We start from the raw sequence: 15,873 nt of genomic DNA, 5'->3' as shown, positions 1-15,873 counted from the left end.
ATAAAAACTTAGCTGTTAGTGCTAAATAGATCTTAAAAGTTAAAAACCTATGTCTTTTTTTGTTTTTATCTAAAACCCATTTAAAAAAATCAACCACTTACAAACTATCCTTTATTCCAACTTTACACCCCAAAATAAACTTGTTATATATATTTTCAAGTCTTAAAAATATATATAAATACTAGTAATTATACATATGGAACACTTCAACTATTATAACTATCACACAGAAGTAGAAGAATTTTTTGTTAGCAAACGTGGTGCGCCAATGCTGCTTTCACCATTAGATTGGTCACTAGTTGAAAGCTGGCGGACAATGGGAATACCTCTACATGTCGTTTTACGCAGTATTAATAAATGCTTTGAGGGCTATAATATTGATTCCAACCGAGGAAAACGAGTAAATACAATTTCTTACTGTCACCAAGAAGTATTAGCTAGTTTTAAGGATTATGTAGAGTCTCAAGTTGGAGGATCTGCTAGTAATGATACTCCTGCAAATAATAACAAAAAAGAAGTAAATAGTAATTTCTCCAAACAACAAATAATAGGCTACATTACAGAATGCTGCGAAGAATTAGAACAGGCCCGACTATCTGCAACTCAGCAAGGCTATGAAACACTTGGAGAAACTCTTAACCGAGCTATTGACCGATTAATTGAACTAACACAAAGATTAGAAAATACTAGCTTTATTGACACAGAAAAATTAGAAATGGATTTAACTGTTTTAGAAGAAATAATTTACCAAAACTTACGGCAAAATATTCCTATTCAAGAACTAAAAGAAATAGAAAAAGAGGCTGTTAATCAGTTGCGTTTACATAAAAAAAATATGGAAGAAAAAGTTTATAAACAAACTCTAGAAAGCTTTATTGCAAAACGTCTAAGAGAAAAATTTTTTATTCCCCGGCTAAGCCTCTTTTATATGATTTGTTAATTTTCTTTAATTATCTTTTCATTGACGGAGGAAAGATAATTAGTGCTTCTCCATTAAGCAAACCTGTAGCTAAATCCCCTACTGAACGTACTTCAAAAAGATCTGAACTACGATATTCTACTTGCGTTTCATCATTTTGTAGTGATGCGTAAGCCTGTCTTCCAGCCTCTTTATCTAATTGTTCAATTAATATTGCCGCATAAATTTTTCCTGCACCGCTACCATTTTCAAGTAACCAATCTAAATGTGGACGTGCAAATTCAGCATCAGAAAAAGCTTGTTCAAAAGCCTTAAAAGTGTCTGTTCTTTTATTAGCAAAGCCTACAGCAGAATCATCTAAATGTGCAGCATTACTTAAAACTTGAATATAGTCTGGACGATCACTCATAAATAATTATCCTTAGATTAAAATATGTAGATTTAGTTTTGTAGCCTTAGAAAGGCTTATTATAAGCAGATTATTTTAGCTCTTTCTAGGAAGCTTTCCCGCTTTTTTATAAACTTCGATTAGCTATTGCTTTTCTATTAAGCTTTTGGTTAGCTTTAGGAAAATTTTTCAATATCTACTAATTAGCTTAGGAGTAACTTATGTCTGAGCAAAATATATCCCCAATGGAGTCACAAGTAAAAGAGCTTTGTCAAAAACGCCAATACGCCCAAGCATTAGCTCTAACTAATGAATGGTACATTTCTGCTGTCAAAGAATTTGGGGAAGAACATTTAGAAGTTGCAACTGCATTAAATTATATTGCTGTGCTTCATCAAACATTAGGTAAACATTTAGAAGCTGAACCTTTTTTTAAAAAATACCTAGACCTTAGAATCAAACTTCTTGGAGAAAAAGACCCTGGTGTCATTGTAGGTTTAGATAACTTTGCTCTCTACTATCAAACTATTGGTAAATTTAAAGAAGCAGAAGCCCTACGTAAAAAAGCTATATCACTTCATAAATCTGATGGTGAGGAAACTCTAGAACTATCCAAACACTTAAATAATCTAGCTTCTCTTTATAATCAATTAGGAAAGCATAAAGATGCCATAAAATTAATGAAACAAGCCTTAGCTATTGATACAAAAATACTAGGCGATAAACATGCAAATATTGCTATTGGACTTAATAATATAGCTTCTCTTTATATATCAATAAAAGATTATAAAACAGCAGAAGAATATTGCAAAAAAGCTCTTGATAAAGCTCTTGATGTTTTTGGGGATGAGCATCCCAATCTAGCAATTTCTCTTAATACTTTAGGGATTCTTTATCGTAACATTGGACGGTTTCAAGATGCCGAGCCTCTTTATAAAAGAGCCTTAGAAATTAACACCAAGCTTTTAGGCTCAGAACACCCTAACGTCGTTACCACATTAAATAATTTGGCTACTCTTTATGGAAATATGAAAAAATATGACCAAGCAATAACAATAATGAAAAAAGTGTTAGAACTTGACCTTAAACAATATGGTAAAAAACACCCAAATACAAAACTTAGTGTAACTGGTATGATAGAGCTTTATAACGCAATGGGAAAACCAGATGAAGCTCAAAAAGTTTTACAGCAATTTAAACAATTATAAGTTTTCTATAAATAACAAAAAATGTAGTCAATTATTATCAAATAACTGGCTACATTTTTTGCTTAAAACCGTTTAATTAAATTTTATTTAAGTTACGTTATACTTAAATTACTTTGAATCCTCTTTGCGAGCGCAGTCTCGGTCATTAATGGCCGAGAGGTTCACTAAAACAGATCTAGTAACTCAATTGGGTGTAAGACAAGCGTTTGCTCGCCAGCTAGTTGAAGCCCTGCGCCAATGTGCATTGCACAGCCAGGATTACCTGTAACTAAAAAATCTGCTTGGGTTTGTAGGATATTTTCTATTTTTTCTTTTAGCAAAGCTTGGGCCATCGTCGGATGTGTAAGGTTGTAAATTCCACCGCTACCACAACAAGTTTCTGCTCCAACTAACGGCACAAATTCAGCACCAGGAATTTTACGAAGTAAATCTATAGGCTGTTGTCGGACAGCTTGCCCGTGATGAAGATGACAAGGTGCATCATAAGTAACTTTTGCTTTAATTGGCTGGCCTGTATGTAAATCAATGGTAGATAAAAACTCACTGACATCTTTAACCCTTTGGCTAAAGGCTTGGGCGCGTTCAGCATATTCTGGATCATTTGCAAGTAGCCGCCCATAATCTTTCATCATTGCCCCACAACCAGCAGCATTAACAATAATTGGAAAACTATTTTGACTCCCAACAGGCATAAAACTATCAATATTAGCTTTTGCTAGCATTATTGCAGTTTTATGAAAGCCTGAATGAGCATGTAAAGCACCACAACAAACTTGTTGCTTCGGTATTTCTACAAAACAGCTATTTCTAGTTAAAACTCTGGTAGTTGCTCGGTTAGTTTCAGTAAACAGCCCTTCCATTATGCAGCCTGTAAATTGTGCTACTTGGTAGCTAGCAACAAATTCGCTATCACTAATTTCATTAATTTGTGAAGGTGGAAGATTTAATAATTTTCTAGCAGCAGGTAACTGACTTTCTGCTTTGTTAAGAAGTGCTAGAGCAAACTCTATTGCTGGCAAATACTTAAATAATCCTGATTTTAGCAGCAGTGTAGTTAGTCCGCTTTGTTGGAGCAGCTTTAATGTTTTCCAGACTAGTTCTAACAACCATTTGCGGGTAAAAACTTGTTTTAAGACTAGACCAAGAAAGAAATTTTTTATTCTTGTCCAAAGAGTTAGTTTTTCTGGTTTTGTTTCCACCATTTCAGCACGTGCAGTTTCTAGCAAATGACCAAAATTAACGCCCGATGGACAAACCGTTTCACAAGCACGACAGCCTACACATTGGTCTAAATGTTTATGATAAGTAGGGGAAATGTCTATTTTTTCTTCAGCTACGGCTCGCATTAAATAAAGCCTGCCTCGTGGCGAGTCGTTTTCATTACCTAAAACTCGATACGTAGGGCAAGTAGGCAAACATAACCCACAATGAACACAGGCAAGTAATTTATCAGCTTCTTGGTCTAAGGCTGTTTTTAACATGTCTCTAAATATAGCCAAAAATTAGTTAAACCTAAAGTTATAAAGCCATAATTCTAGCTTTGCTTGAAGTTTATGCTTAACAAACATTATCCTAAAAATTCTAAAAATAAAATTTTCTTAGGCAAAAAAACATGTCTGTTTTAGATCGCTACTCACGTCAAACACTTTTTGAAGGTATTAAAAAAGCTGGACAAGAAAAATTACTTAATAGTCATGCTGTAATTATTGGTTGTGGTGCATTAGGAACAATGCAGCTAGAAATGCTTGCTCGTGCTGGGGTAAAGCGACTTCGCGCAATTGACCGGGATTTTGTAGAGTTTTCTAACCTTCATAGACAAATAATGTTTGATGAAATCGCAGCTAAAACCCACTTGCCAAAAGCTATTGCGGCTTGTGAGAGAATCGCACAAATTAACTCAGATATAGAAGCAGAAAGCATTGTAGCCGATGTTAATCACACCAATATTGAAAAATTTATTGCTGATGCTGATATTGTTTTAGATGGAACAGATAATTTTGAGACAAGATTTTTAATTAATGATGCCTGTATAAAGCATAATAAACCTTGGATTTATGGCGCGGCAGTTAGCTCTTATGGGCTAACAATGGCTGTTTTGCCGGGTCAAACACCTTGCCTACGTTGTGTTTTTGAAAACGCCCCGCCTCCGGGCAGTTCCCCAACTTGTGACACAGCAGGCGTAATTTTACCAATTATTGCCGTAATTGCTGCTTATCAGACTACAGAAGCATTAAAAATTCTAACTGGCAATTTAGAAAATTTACATAAAGGATTGATTCAAATAGACCTTTGGCAAAATACTTATAGCAAAATAAACGTTCAAAGCCTGCTAGAGCGTGCCGATTGTCGAGCGTGTCAACATAAACAATTTGATTTTTTAGTGGCTGAAAATCGCCAGTTGATGACCACACTTTGCGGGCGTAATGCTGTCCAAATTGTTCCATCACAAATAACTAAGTTAGATTTGATTTCAATAGCTGAAAAGTTAAAAAGTTGCGGTGAGGTAAATGTAAATAAGTTCTTATTGCGTGTTAAGCTAGAAAACTATGAAATGACCGTGTTTTCTGATGCTCGTAGCATTATTCATGGCACAAAAGACGAATCCATTGCACGCGGTCTTTATGCTAAATATATTGGTGTGTAATAGCCTAGGATTCATATAAGGAGAAATAAAAATGGAAATAGGAAAAGAGCGTTCTGATCTAGGTTCTTATCTGTCTATGGGAGCCGAAATTATAGAAAATGAATGGCATAAGGGCGAAATTTTTGTTAAACGACGTGGCATGCTACATCCTAAGTATTCTTTTTTACATAATGATAAAGAATTTGCCACATTGCATTGGCATCGCTCCCGTATAGGCACTTATATTGCTACTGGAATGATAGATTTTCAGTTAGACTTAGAAGTAACTTCAATGGGTAGAATAATTACAGCCAAAGACAAAATGAGCAATCTTTCTCGTTTGACTAATAAATCTCTTAATCAAGCTAAACCTAGACTCTCAATTGAACTGTCCAATGGAGATAACTTTTTTCTTAACCAAATATCCAAAAAAACTGGAAAATACCAACATACTTTAACCGTAATAAAAGCTCATTATATTCATTCCTTAGCTGAGTTTAAGTTTAACCAACAAACAGGACGCTCCCACACAATTACAGCAATCAATGTTGAACCAATTATGCGTTGGGAAGCCGAGCATTTTCATCATTTAATGGCCTTGATAATGTCAAGAATCGCCTTTATTCAAGAGCATGGAAAAACTTATTAGCAATGACTATTTATTTAGATAACGCTGCAACAAGCTACCCTAAACCGCCATTGGTTTATCAACGAATGATAGAAAGCCTTCAGCTTTCAGGAGCAAATCCGGGCCGCTCCGCCCATCGTATGGCTAGAGCCGCCCAACAAATTATTGAAGATACTCGTCTAAAATTAGCTAAATTGATTAAAGCTCAAAGTTTAGAACAAATTATCTTTACTTTTAATGCTACTGACGCGCTAAACATTGCAATCAAAGGTGTTTTATCAACAGGGGATCACGCGATTTCTACCACTTTAGAACATAATTCCGTTCTAAGACCACTACAAAATTTAGCCCAAAAAGACATCTTGCTTTCCCTAGTCGGTTTTGACTCGCAAGGTTTTGTTAGCCCACAAGAAATTGAAAAACAAATCCGGCCAGAAACCAAGCTAATAGCTGTTACAGCCGCCTCTAATGTTTTAGGAACACTTCAACCTATTGCTGAAATTGGAGATATAGCTAAACGCCATAATTTACTTTTTCTAGTAGACGCAGCCCAAGCCCTAGGAGTTATTGCAATAGATGTTCAGCAAATGCAGATAGATTTACTTGCTGCTAGTGGTCATAAAAGCCTGCTTGGGCCTCCCGGCACAGGATTATTTTACTTAAGCAATCGCGCCAAGGTAAAAAGCTGGCGGGAAGGTGGAACGGGTGGAGACTCGCTTTCACCCTTGCAACCTGTAGAACTTCCCTTTCAACTTGAAGCAGGAACACATAATTTAGCTGGAATTGCTGGTTTAGGTGCAGCCCTAGACTTTTTAGCCCAAGAAAGTATTGAAAAAATTAGGTGTCATGAGCTTTCTTTGCTTGAGTATTTGTTAAATTCTATTCAAGAAATTGATGAAGTAAAAATTTATGGGTCAAATGATTTAACTCGCCGTGTTGGAGTTCTGTCTTTTGCTGTTGCTAGCTATCGTTCAGACGAGGTAGCCGCAATTTTAGACCAACATTTTGATATTGCTGTACGTGGAGGCTTACATTGCGCTCCATTAGTACATAAAACTTTAGGAACTAGTCCTGATGGTTTAGTACGTGTCAGCATCGGAGCATTTAACACTTTAGAAGAAATAAAGTTATTTATTACAGCAATTAAAGAAATTGTTGTAGGTTAGTTTATAGATTTTTTGATTTATTTTTTTTCAAATAATTATTAATGGTTCGACTGTTTTTAGAGGTAAAAATAGTTTTAATGGATTATCATCAAAAGCTGTAAAACCATATTTTAGATAAAAATTTTTTGCTTGTTCATCTATTGCATCAACTATAATTATTCTTATACCAAAATCATAACTTGCACTTAAAACACGACTAAAGGCATTAAAAAGAAGGTATTCTCCTAATTTTTTCCTTGAGCAGTTTTATCTATAGCTAATCTAGCTAACAAAATTGCGGGTATAGGATAATTAGGCAACCCTCTAGTTTGCTTTTTGGGTAGTTTCTCTTTTACTATCTCGGTTGCTGTTAAAGTGTAATAGCCTTTTATCTCTTTATTATTTTCTTCTACTGCTACAAAAGTTCTTCCAAGACCTCTATTAGCATTAATTTCCGCATAAGATTTTATATATTTATCCAAACTTTCATAGCCACAAGAAAAGTTTTCTACCTTATGATTTTCACTTGAAAACAACTCTATTTTTATTTTGAGTAGATTTTCCATAGTTTAGTTTTATTTAACTATAGCCTTATAACGTTTTGCAGCTTGCTTTAATGCTTCATTTGCTTCAGGAGGATTTTCTAATTGAGCCATCAGTTTGTCCCAATCTCTATTTGAAACTTTTATGGTTATGTGTTCTTCTATTACTTTTTCAGCCACTGGGACTACGTTTTCTAAAACAAAATCGCTAATTGTTTTGTTAGAGTAGCTAGCAGCTTGTTCTATTTTTTCTTTTGTTAATTTGTCTACACGTATTTGTAATTTATTATTTCTTTGTTTAGAAGGGTTTAGCATACTATTTGACCTTTATATTTGTCATTAAATGTAATCCAAATAGGATTACAAATTTGCATTATTTTAATCAAATCATCCTTAAAATACAAACTAATATTTTTATTGTTGCCAAATATAGGAAAAATTCTGAACCTTTGAAAATCTAGTCACGTTAGGCGGCTTTGGCTTCTCAAGCCAACATTCAAATCAACAAAATTTTAATTTCAATAAACTTTTAGGAGTAAAAACCATGAAATCTACCCTACCAAATATCACTCTAGTATCCGCTGTAGACAAATTAACCAAAATGCGCTCTATGCGGGGTCTAGGTCTTCAGACATTGCTTAAATAGCAGTAAAAGTTCCCAAAAGAACAGCTTTTTATTTAATCTTTTGAGATCCTCTACTGCACCAACAATTTAATCATTGTCCGACACCTACCATTAGGAATTAATCACAACGTCCAACCTGGACATTTATCAAGGCTCATCTAGCCTTAACTTAATGGTGCAGTTTATGAAAAATAATTTAGATAACTTAAATAATATTAATAATCTTGAAGTATCTTTACCAAACGAGCCTCAAACTAGTTTGTTTAGACGATTTAAGCAAACCTTAAAAGAAGCAATCTCAGGCTCAGAACAAGATTTCACCGAAGGTAGCATCAACCGAGCAATTATCTTGCTATCTGTTCCAATGGTGCTAGAAATGTCAATGGAATCCCTTTTTGGAATTGTTGACGTTTTCTTTGTAGCACGGCTTGGTGCAGATGCTATTGCTACGGTAGGTCTTACAGAATCAATACTTACACTTATTTTTGCTATTGCTATGGGCTTAAGTATGGCAACTACAGCACTTGTTGCCCGACGAATTGGAGAAAAATCACCTGAAGCCGCTTCTATAGTAGCAGTTCAAGCAATTATTATTGGAATTATTGTTTCCTTAATAATTGGAATTTCTTCAATTCTACTAACACCAAAAATATTTCAATTAATGGGAGCATCTGCGGGTGTTACTGCTACAGGCACAAATTATGCAAAAGTAATGCTTGGCGGCAACATAACAATAATGCTTTTGTTTCTCATTAATGCAATTTTTCGTGGTGCTGGCGATGCTGCAATAGCGATGCGGGCATTGGTGCTTGCTAATTTATGTAACATAGTGCTTGACCCTTGTTTAATCTTTGGACTTGGGCCATTTCCAGAACTTGGTGTCACAGGTGCAGCCATAGCAACTACTATAGGTCGTGCAATAGGTGTTGGCTATCAACTTCTAGCTTTGTTTAGCAAAGGGCGTATACAAATAAGGTTTGAACATTTACGGATTGATTTTTCCATTATGCGTCAACTTTTAAGTATCTCTCTTGGTGGTATGTTCCAATATCTAGTTGCAACAGCTAGTTGGCTAGGTCTAGTTAGGATGGTTGCAATTTTTGGCGATGCTGCACTAGCTGGTTATACTGTAGCAATTCGTATAATTATTTTTGCTATTCTACCTTCTTGGGGAATGAGCAATGCAGCAGCAACATTAGTAGGCCAAAACCTAGGTGCTAACCGCCCTGAAAGAGCAGAAAAGTCTGTTTGGCGTACAGCCGTGATTAATATGCTTTTTCTAGGTCTTGTCACAGTGCTATTTATTTTATTTGCTGAACCTCTAGTACGTCTTTTTACTAGTGATGCTAAAGTAGTTCTTTATGGTGTAGATTGCCTTCTTTACATAAGCTATGGTTATGTATTTTATGCCTATGGAATGGTAATGGTACAAGCCTTTAATGGTGCAGGAGATACACTTACACCGACAATTATAAATTTATGTTGTTACTGGCTTTTACAAATTCCTTTAGCATATTTCCTAGCAACCAGAACTAGCATGGGCGCACAAGGTGTTTTTATTGCGATAACAATTGCTGAATCTCTAATTGCTGTAGTTGGAATTTATGTATTTCGTTTAGGTCGCTGGAAAACGCGTAAAATCTAATAGCCTGAAAATAATTAAGTTACTAAAGTGAAATAATTTTGCTTTAGTAACTTAATATTCTATTTATCTTGTAGTTAAACTTATTTAGTTAACAAAAATTACAATTGGAAATAACAAAAAAGTTAAGGTAAAATTGGGCTTAAGTTTCCAGTAAAAAGACAAAATTTATGACAGAACAAAACAACCAACAATTCCCCAATGAAAATGACACAGCAACCTTAAACAAAATGGCTGCTGATATTCACACCTTACAATCCGATATGAATTTTGTAAAAGCTGAACTGGCTAAACGTACTAATCCTGAATTTTTATCAGCTTTTAGTCAAATTGTTAAAGATGTTGTCACTGATCTTAAAGCTGAAATCAAAGCTGACCTTGAGCTTGCTCTTGCTCAACAAAAGGCTGAGTTAAAAGCTGAAATCAAAGCTGACCTTGAGCTTGCTCTTGCTCAACAAAAGGCTGAGTTTGAGATCTTGCTCTTTGCTCAACAAAAAGCTGATCTTAAAGCTGAAATCAAAGCTGACCTTGAGCAAGCTTTAGCCAATCAAGACGCTAAATTTGAGCTAGCACTAAGTAATCTTAAGCAAGAAATGCTACAAGAGTTCAAACTTGTTAAGCATGAAATTAAAAGTCTAGGTCGTAGTCTGCACCCACTAATGAAAGAACTTGGCGACCAAGCAATAAGATTAGATATGCTCGAAGACAAAACAGAAAAACTAGAAGCTAAATTAGCTAGCTAATCTAGCTTCTAGTTAAAACACGCTTTTTATAATTTTGGACAAGCAAACCTTACCCAACATGAACATAAGGACGGCGTTTTGGGTTAGGTTCAGCTAGTCTTAAAACTTCACGAGTAACAGGAGCAGTATCACCTTCACCAAAAGCTAAATATTTCAATACATAAGTAATAGGATTACCTTCTGTCCATCCAAAATAAACATGCGGTTGCTGGCGAGTATTATCACGAATATGTAAAAGTAACGCAGCAATAGCATTAGGTATAGCAGGACTTTCACATCTTAAAATCCGATGTTTTCCTTCTGCAACTCCATTAATTTCTAGAACTTCATCTGTAAATTCTGAAGCATCCCCTGGTGTTATCTCTAAAAATATTAATTGATCGTCAAATAGATTATGTATTTCTCTAGCTTCTTTTTCTTTAAAATTATATGTGTGACCGCCTGGTCTATGGGCAATAATTCGTATTTCACCAATTTTGCTAGCTTCTTTTATAAACTGTTGAGCCGTTTTGTCTAAAAATACTTTTTTAGTTCTTAACTCTGTAGAACGTAGAGCGCGAGATGTTAAAGAAGTAACCAAAGTAACGATGATAAAAAATGAAGCTATTTTTATTCCTTCTGGCCTTTCAAAAACATTAAGTATAGTTGTATAACCAAATACTAAAGTAATAAGTAAAAACTTAATTCGGCTTGCCCACCCATTTTTCCAAACAATTAAAGTAACCGCTAAAGCAGCAGAAAACATTAGCACTAGCACACCAGTAGCATAAGCACCGCCTTGAGCATCTACATCAGCTTCAAATAAAATTGTGATTATAAATCCTACTGCGGTAAAAAATAATACTAGTGGTCGAGAAGCCCTAGCCCAATCAGGAGCCATTCCATATTTAGGTAAATATCTTGGCACTAAATTAAGTAGTCCTGCCATTGCTGAAGCACCTGCAAACCACAAAATAGAAATAGTGCTTAAGTCATAAACTGTTCCAAAAGCTTTTCCTAGATAAAGATAAGCTAAATAAGCCAATGCACGGCCATTAGCTTGTCCACCGGGTTGAAATTCTTTTTCAGGAATTAAAAATGTAGTAACTAAACTGCTGCTAATTAGAAACACGCTCATAATTATTGCTGCTGCAAATAACAAGTTTTTTGTGTTTCTAATTCGTCCTTCAGGTTTTTCTGCTTTGTCGGTCAAATCACCTTTTACTAAAGGCATTACAGCCACACCTGTTTCAAAACCTGATAAACCTAATGCTAATTTAGGAAAAAGCAGCAAAGACACTCCCAATATATTCCAAGATGTCCCATGTGTAGTAAACATAGCCGTTTTCCAACTAGCAATAACACTAAGATCTTTTATAATGTGATAAAAGCCTACTGAAATTACAACAAAGTTAAGTATTAGATAAGCAAATACTAAAAAGACGGCTAAATTAATAGCTTCCTTAAATCCTTTTAAGAAAACAGCACCTAATAATGTTACTAGTAAAAGTGTAACTAAAACCTTATGGTCTAACCAATGAGGGACAAAAGGATTTTCTATAATATGAGCCGTAGCATCAGCAGCAGACAAAGTAATTGTTATCATAAAATCTGTTGCTGCAAAGCCAAGTAGAATTAAAACTAAAACCTTACCTTTCCAACGTGGCAACATTGCTTCTAATATTGAGATACTGCCTTGACCGTGAGGGCTTTCTGCTGCTACACGTCTATAAATAGGCAATGCTCCAAACAAAGTTACTAACACCACAATAAAAGTTGCCATAGGTGATAGTAGTCCTGCGGCTAAAAAAGCAATACTAGGTTGATAGCCTAGCGTAGAAAAGTAATCTACCCCAGTTAAGCACATTACTTTCCACCAGCTAGCTTGTTCATGAGCTTTAGCTTTTTCTTTATCTGGTTTTTTGGTGGTATCTTTTATGCCTTCTAATAGCCAAAAATTGAAGCGTTTTTTTAATGATGTGATTGACATTTTTTATCTCACCTGATTTAGAAAGGAAGATTTGTATTTATGAAAGGGGGTGTTGAAGAAATAATTTGTTAGGTGAAAAAATTTTAGAGTTAAAAAGTAAGCCTACAATTTTACTAGCACTTGTAAACATCAATTATTCCTTCCAATCACGCCTACGAAGTTAGCTGACGGGCTTGGGTGTGGAAGTACCCTATTAAGTTAAACTTAAATTCGCCCCATTATTAAAAGATTACAAAAGCAATCTTTTTGGTTCCTCCGCTCTATTTTATAAATAGATTAGGCTAATAAATAATCATTTAATACTTAAAATAAAACTACTAAACCTTTGCATTTATTTGAGTTAGACAACAATTTTCTTTTAAGTAGATCAAGTTTATCTAAATTGGATAAGGAAGTAATAAGAAATTCATAAAGAATATATAAAGATTTGAAGCTCACTTTGTAATCACACTCTTAGCCCCAACTAGCCTAACATATACGGCATAATCACTTTGTAATCACACTCTTAGCTCCGAAGGAGCATAATAATCGTAGCCTAGGTCTTACGACCCATAAGCGCGAACTTAAGCAATAAGTTATCCACAATGAATAAGTTACTAAACTCTTAGCTCGGAAGGAGCGTAAGATATGTAGCCTAGGGCGTAAGCCCTAGGAAAAAGTAATTAAGTCTCTTTAAGCCCTGTAAGGGCGTAAGAGCCTTTTCTTGTTAAACTCTTACGCCCCGTTGGGGCTTTATACGACATATTACCTAAACCCAGAGCTTACGCTCTGGGCTACATATCTTTCGCCCCGTTGGGGCTTAAGACGCTACATCGCTTGGTTTACGCCATATTTAATCAATCTTCCCCTATAAACGGCAACGTCATTTGTTCGCCAAGTTTTTCTATATCCGCCACCATTTTATTAAAATTACTGCTCTTGTTTTCTTTAACAATTTCAACAAATTTATCATTTATATGCGCTTTATTTTCTACAATTATTTCTTTTGATTCTTTTTTATTTTCTACTTTTCTCTTTACGCTAACCTTACGTGATTTTTCTGTTGTAGCCGCTTCTTTTTCCTGTTTGATTCTCTCTAGCAACACGCTTGCAGGTTCATCATTTGGGTCTTGGGCTACAAGTTCACCGCGAAAAGCTTTAGCTAGTATTGATTGAGTCAACTTATCAACATACGATTTAGCCTTTTGGTAGCGGCCTTCTAGCTGATCAGCAAGCTTAAAGAGCGACTCAACCCGCCGAACAATTTCTTGTTGTTCTGCTAGAGGGGGAAGAGGAAATAATATTGATTTTAAGATAGTTTGGTTAAGATTTGTCCTCCTGTGTGGCTTGACCATTACTCAACTTTTGGTTAAAACAAAGGAGAACCATTAAACAAATAAAAAAACAAAGGCAACATTATTTTGTCTGAAACAAACCACACAATTAGATTTGTTGATATTCTAGCTTCCCCCCTTGAGGAACAACACAAACTTCTCCAACTGTACCAGAACGCGATATTAAAATATCTCCTGGTAACGCTTCATACTCTGATAATTCTTTAGCTTTTTGTGAAGTAATATGTATTTTACTTCCATTTATAAATTGCATAAATCCAATATTTTCAATTCCTAAAACAGGAATTCCTTCTGGTTGATGATCACTTTTGTGCAATATGCTTCCAAATCAGGCCCATTTTTAACCCTTTCCTATCATTTGAAAGAAAAGTGTCAATAGATGTGTAATCCCATCCTTCTACGAGTTCTGGCAATGAACCAACATCAATATTTGGATTAAAAGTTTTTAAGTCCACATTTGATAAAAAAGATTGTTTTGTTGTTAGGTTGTTGAGTAAATCCTTATTCCCCTCCCGCCAATCTGCCGTCAATCGCCCATCACAAGCCGCAGCCAAAACCGATTGACGAAATCGCTTGAGAATACGTGGGATTTTCTCTAGCCGTTTTTGGCACCCATCAACCTTGCCTAACAGCACTTCTAGCTTGGCAACTATGCGGCGTTGCTCGTTTAGGGGGGGGGAAAATATAAGGTTTAAAATCTTCTTTGTTAAATTATTAATATGCCTTCGTGTCAGAAGATGAATTATTTCGATATTCTGCTTTTAAATTTTCCAGAAATAAGAAACAGCGTCTTAAACCCAAAAATCTTTTAGATAACAGCATTATCTGTAATTTGTGCCTTTTTTCCTGCTAATCACTTTGCCCAGCCAGACAATGCAAGAACTGAAACCAAAGCACTTCTTAACTTTTTTTTGGGAACAATAACAGCTTTGTTGGAACATTAACAATTCTTGAGTTGAGAATACTTTTTTAGCATTTAAATCAAGGTTGTTAGCTTTGATTAAAGGATATAGCCTTCTTTATTTGCTTTTATTACAATCCATCTTTATGGTGAATTGCACTTCGACCGATCAAATCTTTTCGCAAATGAACACTACTTGCCATCTTACAGGTTTTTGCCAAAATTATTCATTATTTATTTCATCCTTCCTTTAATAAAATAATTATTTCCTTTAAATCATCCACAACCGCTTCTAACTCTGTGATTGCTTCTGTAGCTAGGTCTTGGGGTTCGGGTAACTCGTCAGCATCCTCTAAGGACTCATCCTTAAGCCAAGTGATGTCTAGCTTATAATCTCGCTCTTTTACTTCATCAATGCTAAAACAACGGAAACGCCCCTCTAAACCTGTGTCCGTGCGCTTGCTGTTGCCGTTTGGGTCTGCACCATAGCATTGCTCAAATTCTGCAAAATGCTCTGGTGATAATGGTCGGTCTTTTTTAGTAATTCCTGCAACATTGGAACGCCCATCAAAAATCCAGACTTTTTCTGTAGCTAATCCTTTTTGCAAAAATATCACATTAGCTTTAACACCTTGGCTATAAGGCGTAAATGTCCCACGTGGCAAGCGCAAAACCGTATGGACATTGCAATCCTGCATTAAAATCTCAAAAACTTCACCTGCCTTGCCTTCAAATAAACAATTGTCCGGCAACACCACCGCAGCACGTCCACCTGGTTTTAATACTGTCAAAATATGTTGTAGAAAATTAAGCTGTTTGTTTGATGTGCTGATTGTAAAATCTTCACGCTTTGGGGCCTGATTTGCTCCCTTTGTACCAAATGGCGGATTAGTCAAAATTATGTCAAAGCGTTTACTAGACGCAGGTTGTTCTATTGTGTCGCCAAACTCAATTTTAGACTCAATTCCGTGTAAATAAAGATTCATCAAAGCTAGCCGACGTGGACGGGCTACTAATTCTTGTCCAAAATAAGTGTTATTTTTAATTCGTCGCGCTGTTTCACGCTCTAACGCGCCGCCTTTGGTTAGTTCAATCAACCATTCATAGGCTGCAACTAGAAAACCACCTGTCCCACAAGCAGGATCGCAAATGCTAAAATCCTTATGAACACGTGGATCAGGCTTGACACACCTAACAATTGATTGA

At 35.5% G+C, this 15,873-nt stretch carries 16 protein-coding genes; 7 read left to right on the top strand and 9 right to left on the bottom strand.

Translation table 11 applies throughout. From position 1 onward, the window contains the following. Positions 1–196: 196 nt before the first annotated feature. Positions 197–940, top strand: coding sequence for a hypothetical protein (locus IPK14_06390; GenBank protein MBK7993051.1), 744 nt, complete (start codon positions 197–199; stop codon positions 938–940). Between the two features lie 10 nt (positions 941–950). Here IPK14_06390 and IPK14_06385 read toward each other — a convergent pair whose 3' ends face one another. Continuing rightward, the gene (locus tag IPK14_06385) at positions 951–1,328 is read right to left on the bottom strand and encodes a hypothetical protein (protein MBK7993050.1); all 378 of its coding nucleotides are present in this window, start codon (positions 1,326–1,328) and stop codon (positions 951–953) included. Between the two features lie 200 nt (positions 1,329–1,528). Here IPK14_06385 and IPK14_06380 point away from each other — a divergent pair, with 200 nt between their 5' ends. After that, entirely contained in the window at positions 1,529–2,515 is a 987-nt protein-coding gene (locus IPK14_06380; protein ID MBK7993049.1) for a tetratricopeptide repeat protein, read from the top strand. A 164-nt stretch (positions 2,516–2,679) separates the two neighbouring features. On the opposite strand, the gene IPK14_06375 is transcribed toward IPK14_06380, so the two are convergent. Continuing rightward, the gene (locus IPK14_06375; GenBank protein ID MBK7993048.1) at positions 2,680–3,996 is read right to left on the bottom strand and encodes a 4Fe-4S dicluster domain-containing protein; all 1,317 of its coding nucleotides are present in this window, start codon (positions 3,994–3,996) and stop codon (positions 2,680–2,682) included. Positions 3,997–4,127: 131 nt separating this feature from the next. On the opposite strand from IPK14_06375, the gene IPK14_06370 reads away from it, so the two are divergent. Genes IPK14_06370 through IPK14_06360 form a run of 3 tightly spaced genes read left to right on the top strand, consistent with a single transcriptional unit; the run spans position 4,128 to position 6,932 of the window. After that, entirely contained in the window at positions 4,128–5,159 is a 1,032-nt protein-coding gene (locus IPK14_06370) for a ThiF family adenylyltransferase (protein ID MBK7993047.1), read from the top strand. Positions 5,160–5,190: 31 nt separating this feature from the next. Further along, entirely contained in the window at positions 5,191–5,787 is a 597-nt protein-coding gene (locus tag IPK14_06365; GenBank protein MBK7993046.1) for a hypothetical protein, read from the top strand. Positions 5,788–5,789: 2 nt separating this feature from the next. Beyond that, positions 5,790–6,932, top strand: a complete 1,143-nt coding sequence (locus IPK14_06360) for an aminotransferase class V-fold PLP-dependent enzyme (GenBank protein MBK7993045.1) — start codon at positions 5,790–5,792, stop codon at positions 6,930–6,932. A gap of 224 nt (positions 6,933–7,156) precedes the next feature. Here the strand turns inward: IPK14_06360 and IPK14_06355 are convergent, their stop codons facing one another. Together IPK14_06355 and IPK14_06350 are read right to left on the bottom strand one after the other, a co-directional pair. Continuing rightward, a complete protein-coding gene (locus IPK14_06355) occupies positions 7,157–7,477 on the bottom strand; it encodes a hypothetical protein (protein ID MBK7993044.1) in 321 nt (106 codons plus the stop codon). A gap of 9 nt (positions 7,478–7,486) precedes the next feature. Further along, positions 7,487–7,768, bottom strand: a complete 282-nt coding sequence (locus IPK14_06350) for a DUF1778 domain-containing protein (protein MBK7993043.1) — start codon at positions 7,766–7,768, stop codon at positions 7,487–7,489. A 494-nt stretch (positions 7,769–8,262) separates the two neighbouring features. Between IPK14_06350 and IPK14_06345 the strand changes: the two genes are divergently transcribed. Then, the gene (locus tag IPK14_06345; GenBank protein ID MBK7993042.1) at positions 8,263–9,723 is read left to right on the top strand and encodes an MATE family efflux transporter; all 1,461 of its coding nucleotides are present in this window, start codon (positions 8,263–8,265) and stop codon (positions 9,721–9,723) included. 167 nt (positions 9,724–9,890) lie between these two features. Beyond that, the gene (locus IPK14_06340) at positions 9,891–10,463 is read left to right on the top strand and encodes a hypothetical protein (protein ID MBK7993041.1); all 573 of its coding nucleotides are present in this window, start codon (positions 9,891–9,893) and stop codon (positions 10,461–10,463) included. A 49-nt stretch (positions 10,464–10,512) separates the two neighbouring features. Here IPK14_06340 and IPK14_06335 read toward each other — a convergent pair whose 3' ends face one another. From IPK14_06335 to IPK14_06315, 5 genes are all read right to left on the bottom strand, one after another. Further along, positions 10,513–12,432, bottom strand: coding sequence for an amino acid transporter (locus IPK14_06335; GenBank protein MBK7993040.1), 1,920 nt, complete (start codon positions 12,430–12,432; stop codon positions 10,513–10,515). Positions 12,433–13,268: 836 nt separating this feature from the next. Further along, the gene (locus IPK14_06330; protein ID MBK7993039.1) at positions 13,269–13,766 is read right to left on the bottom strand and encodes a restriction endonuclease subunit S; all 498 of its coding nucleotides are present in this window, start codon (positions 13,764–13,766) and stop codon (positions 13,269–13,271) included. Positions 13,767–13,854: 88 nt separating this feature from the next. Further along, complete coding sequence (locus tag IPK14_06325; protein MBK7993038.1) at positions 13,855–14,082, bottom strand: hypothetical protein; 228 nt, start codon at positions 14,080–14,082, stop codon at positions 13,855–13,857. After that, positions 14,069–14,401, bottom strand: a complete 333-nt coding sequence (locus IPK14_06320) for a hypothetical protein (protein ID MBK7993037.1) — start codon at positions 14,399–14,401, stop codon at positions 14,069–14,071. The genes IPK14_06325 and IPK14_06320 overlap by 14 nt, the downstream gene beginning before the upstream one ends. A 505-nt stretch (positions 14,402–14,906) precedes the next feature. After that, positions 14,907–15,873: N-6 DNA methylase (locus IPK14_06315; GenBank protein ID MBK7993036.1), on the bottom strand; the 967-nt coding region annotated here is incomplete at its 5' end.

It is taken from the genome of Blastocatellia bacterium, assembly GCA_016713405.1.
GTDB lineage: Bacteria > Acidobacteriota > Blastocatellia > Chloracidobacteriales > JADJPF01 > JADJPF01.
The sequence above is the reverse complement of the archived record's forward strand: the minus strand, read 5'-3'. Positions and strand labels throughout refer to the sequence as shown.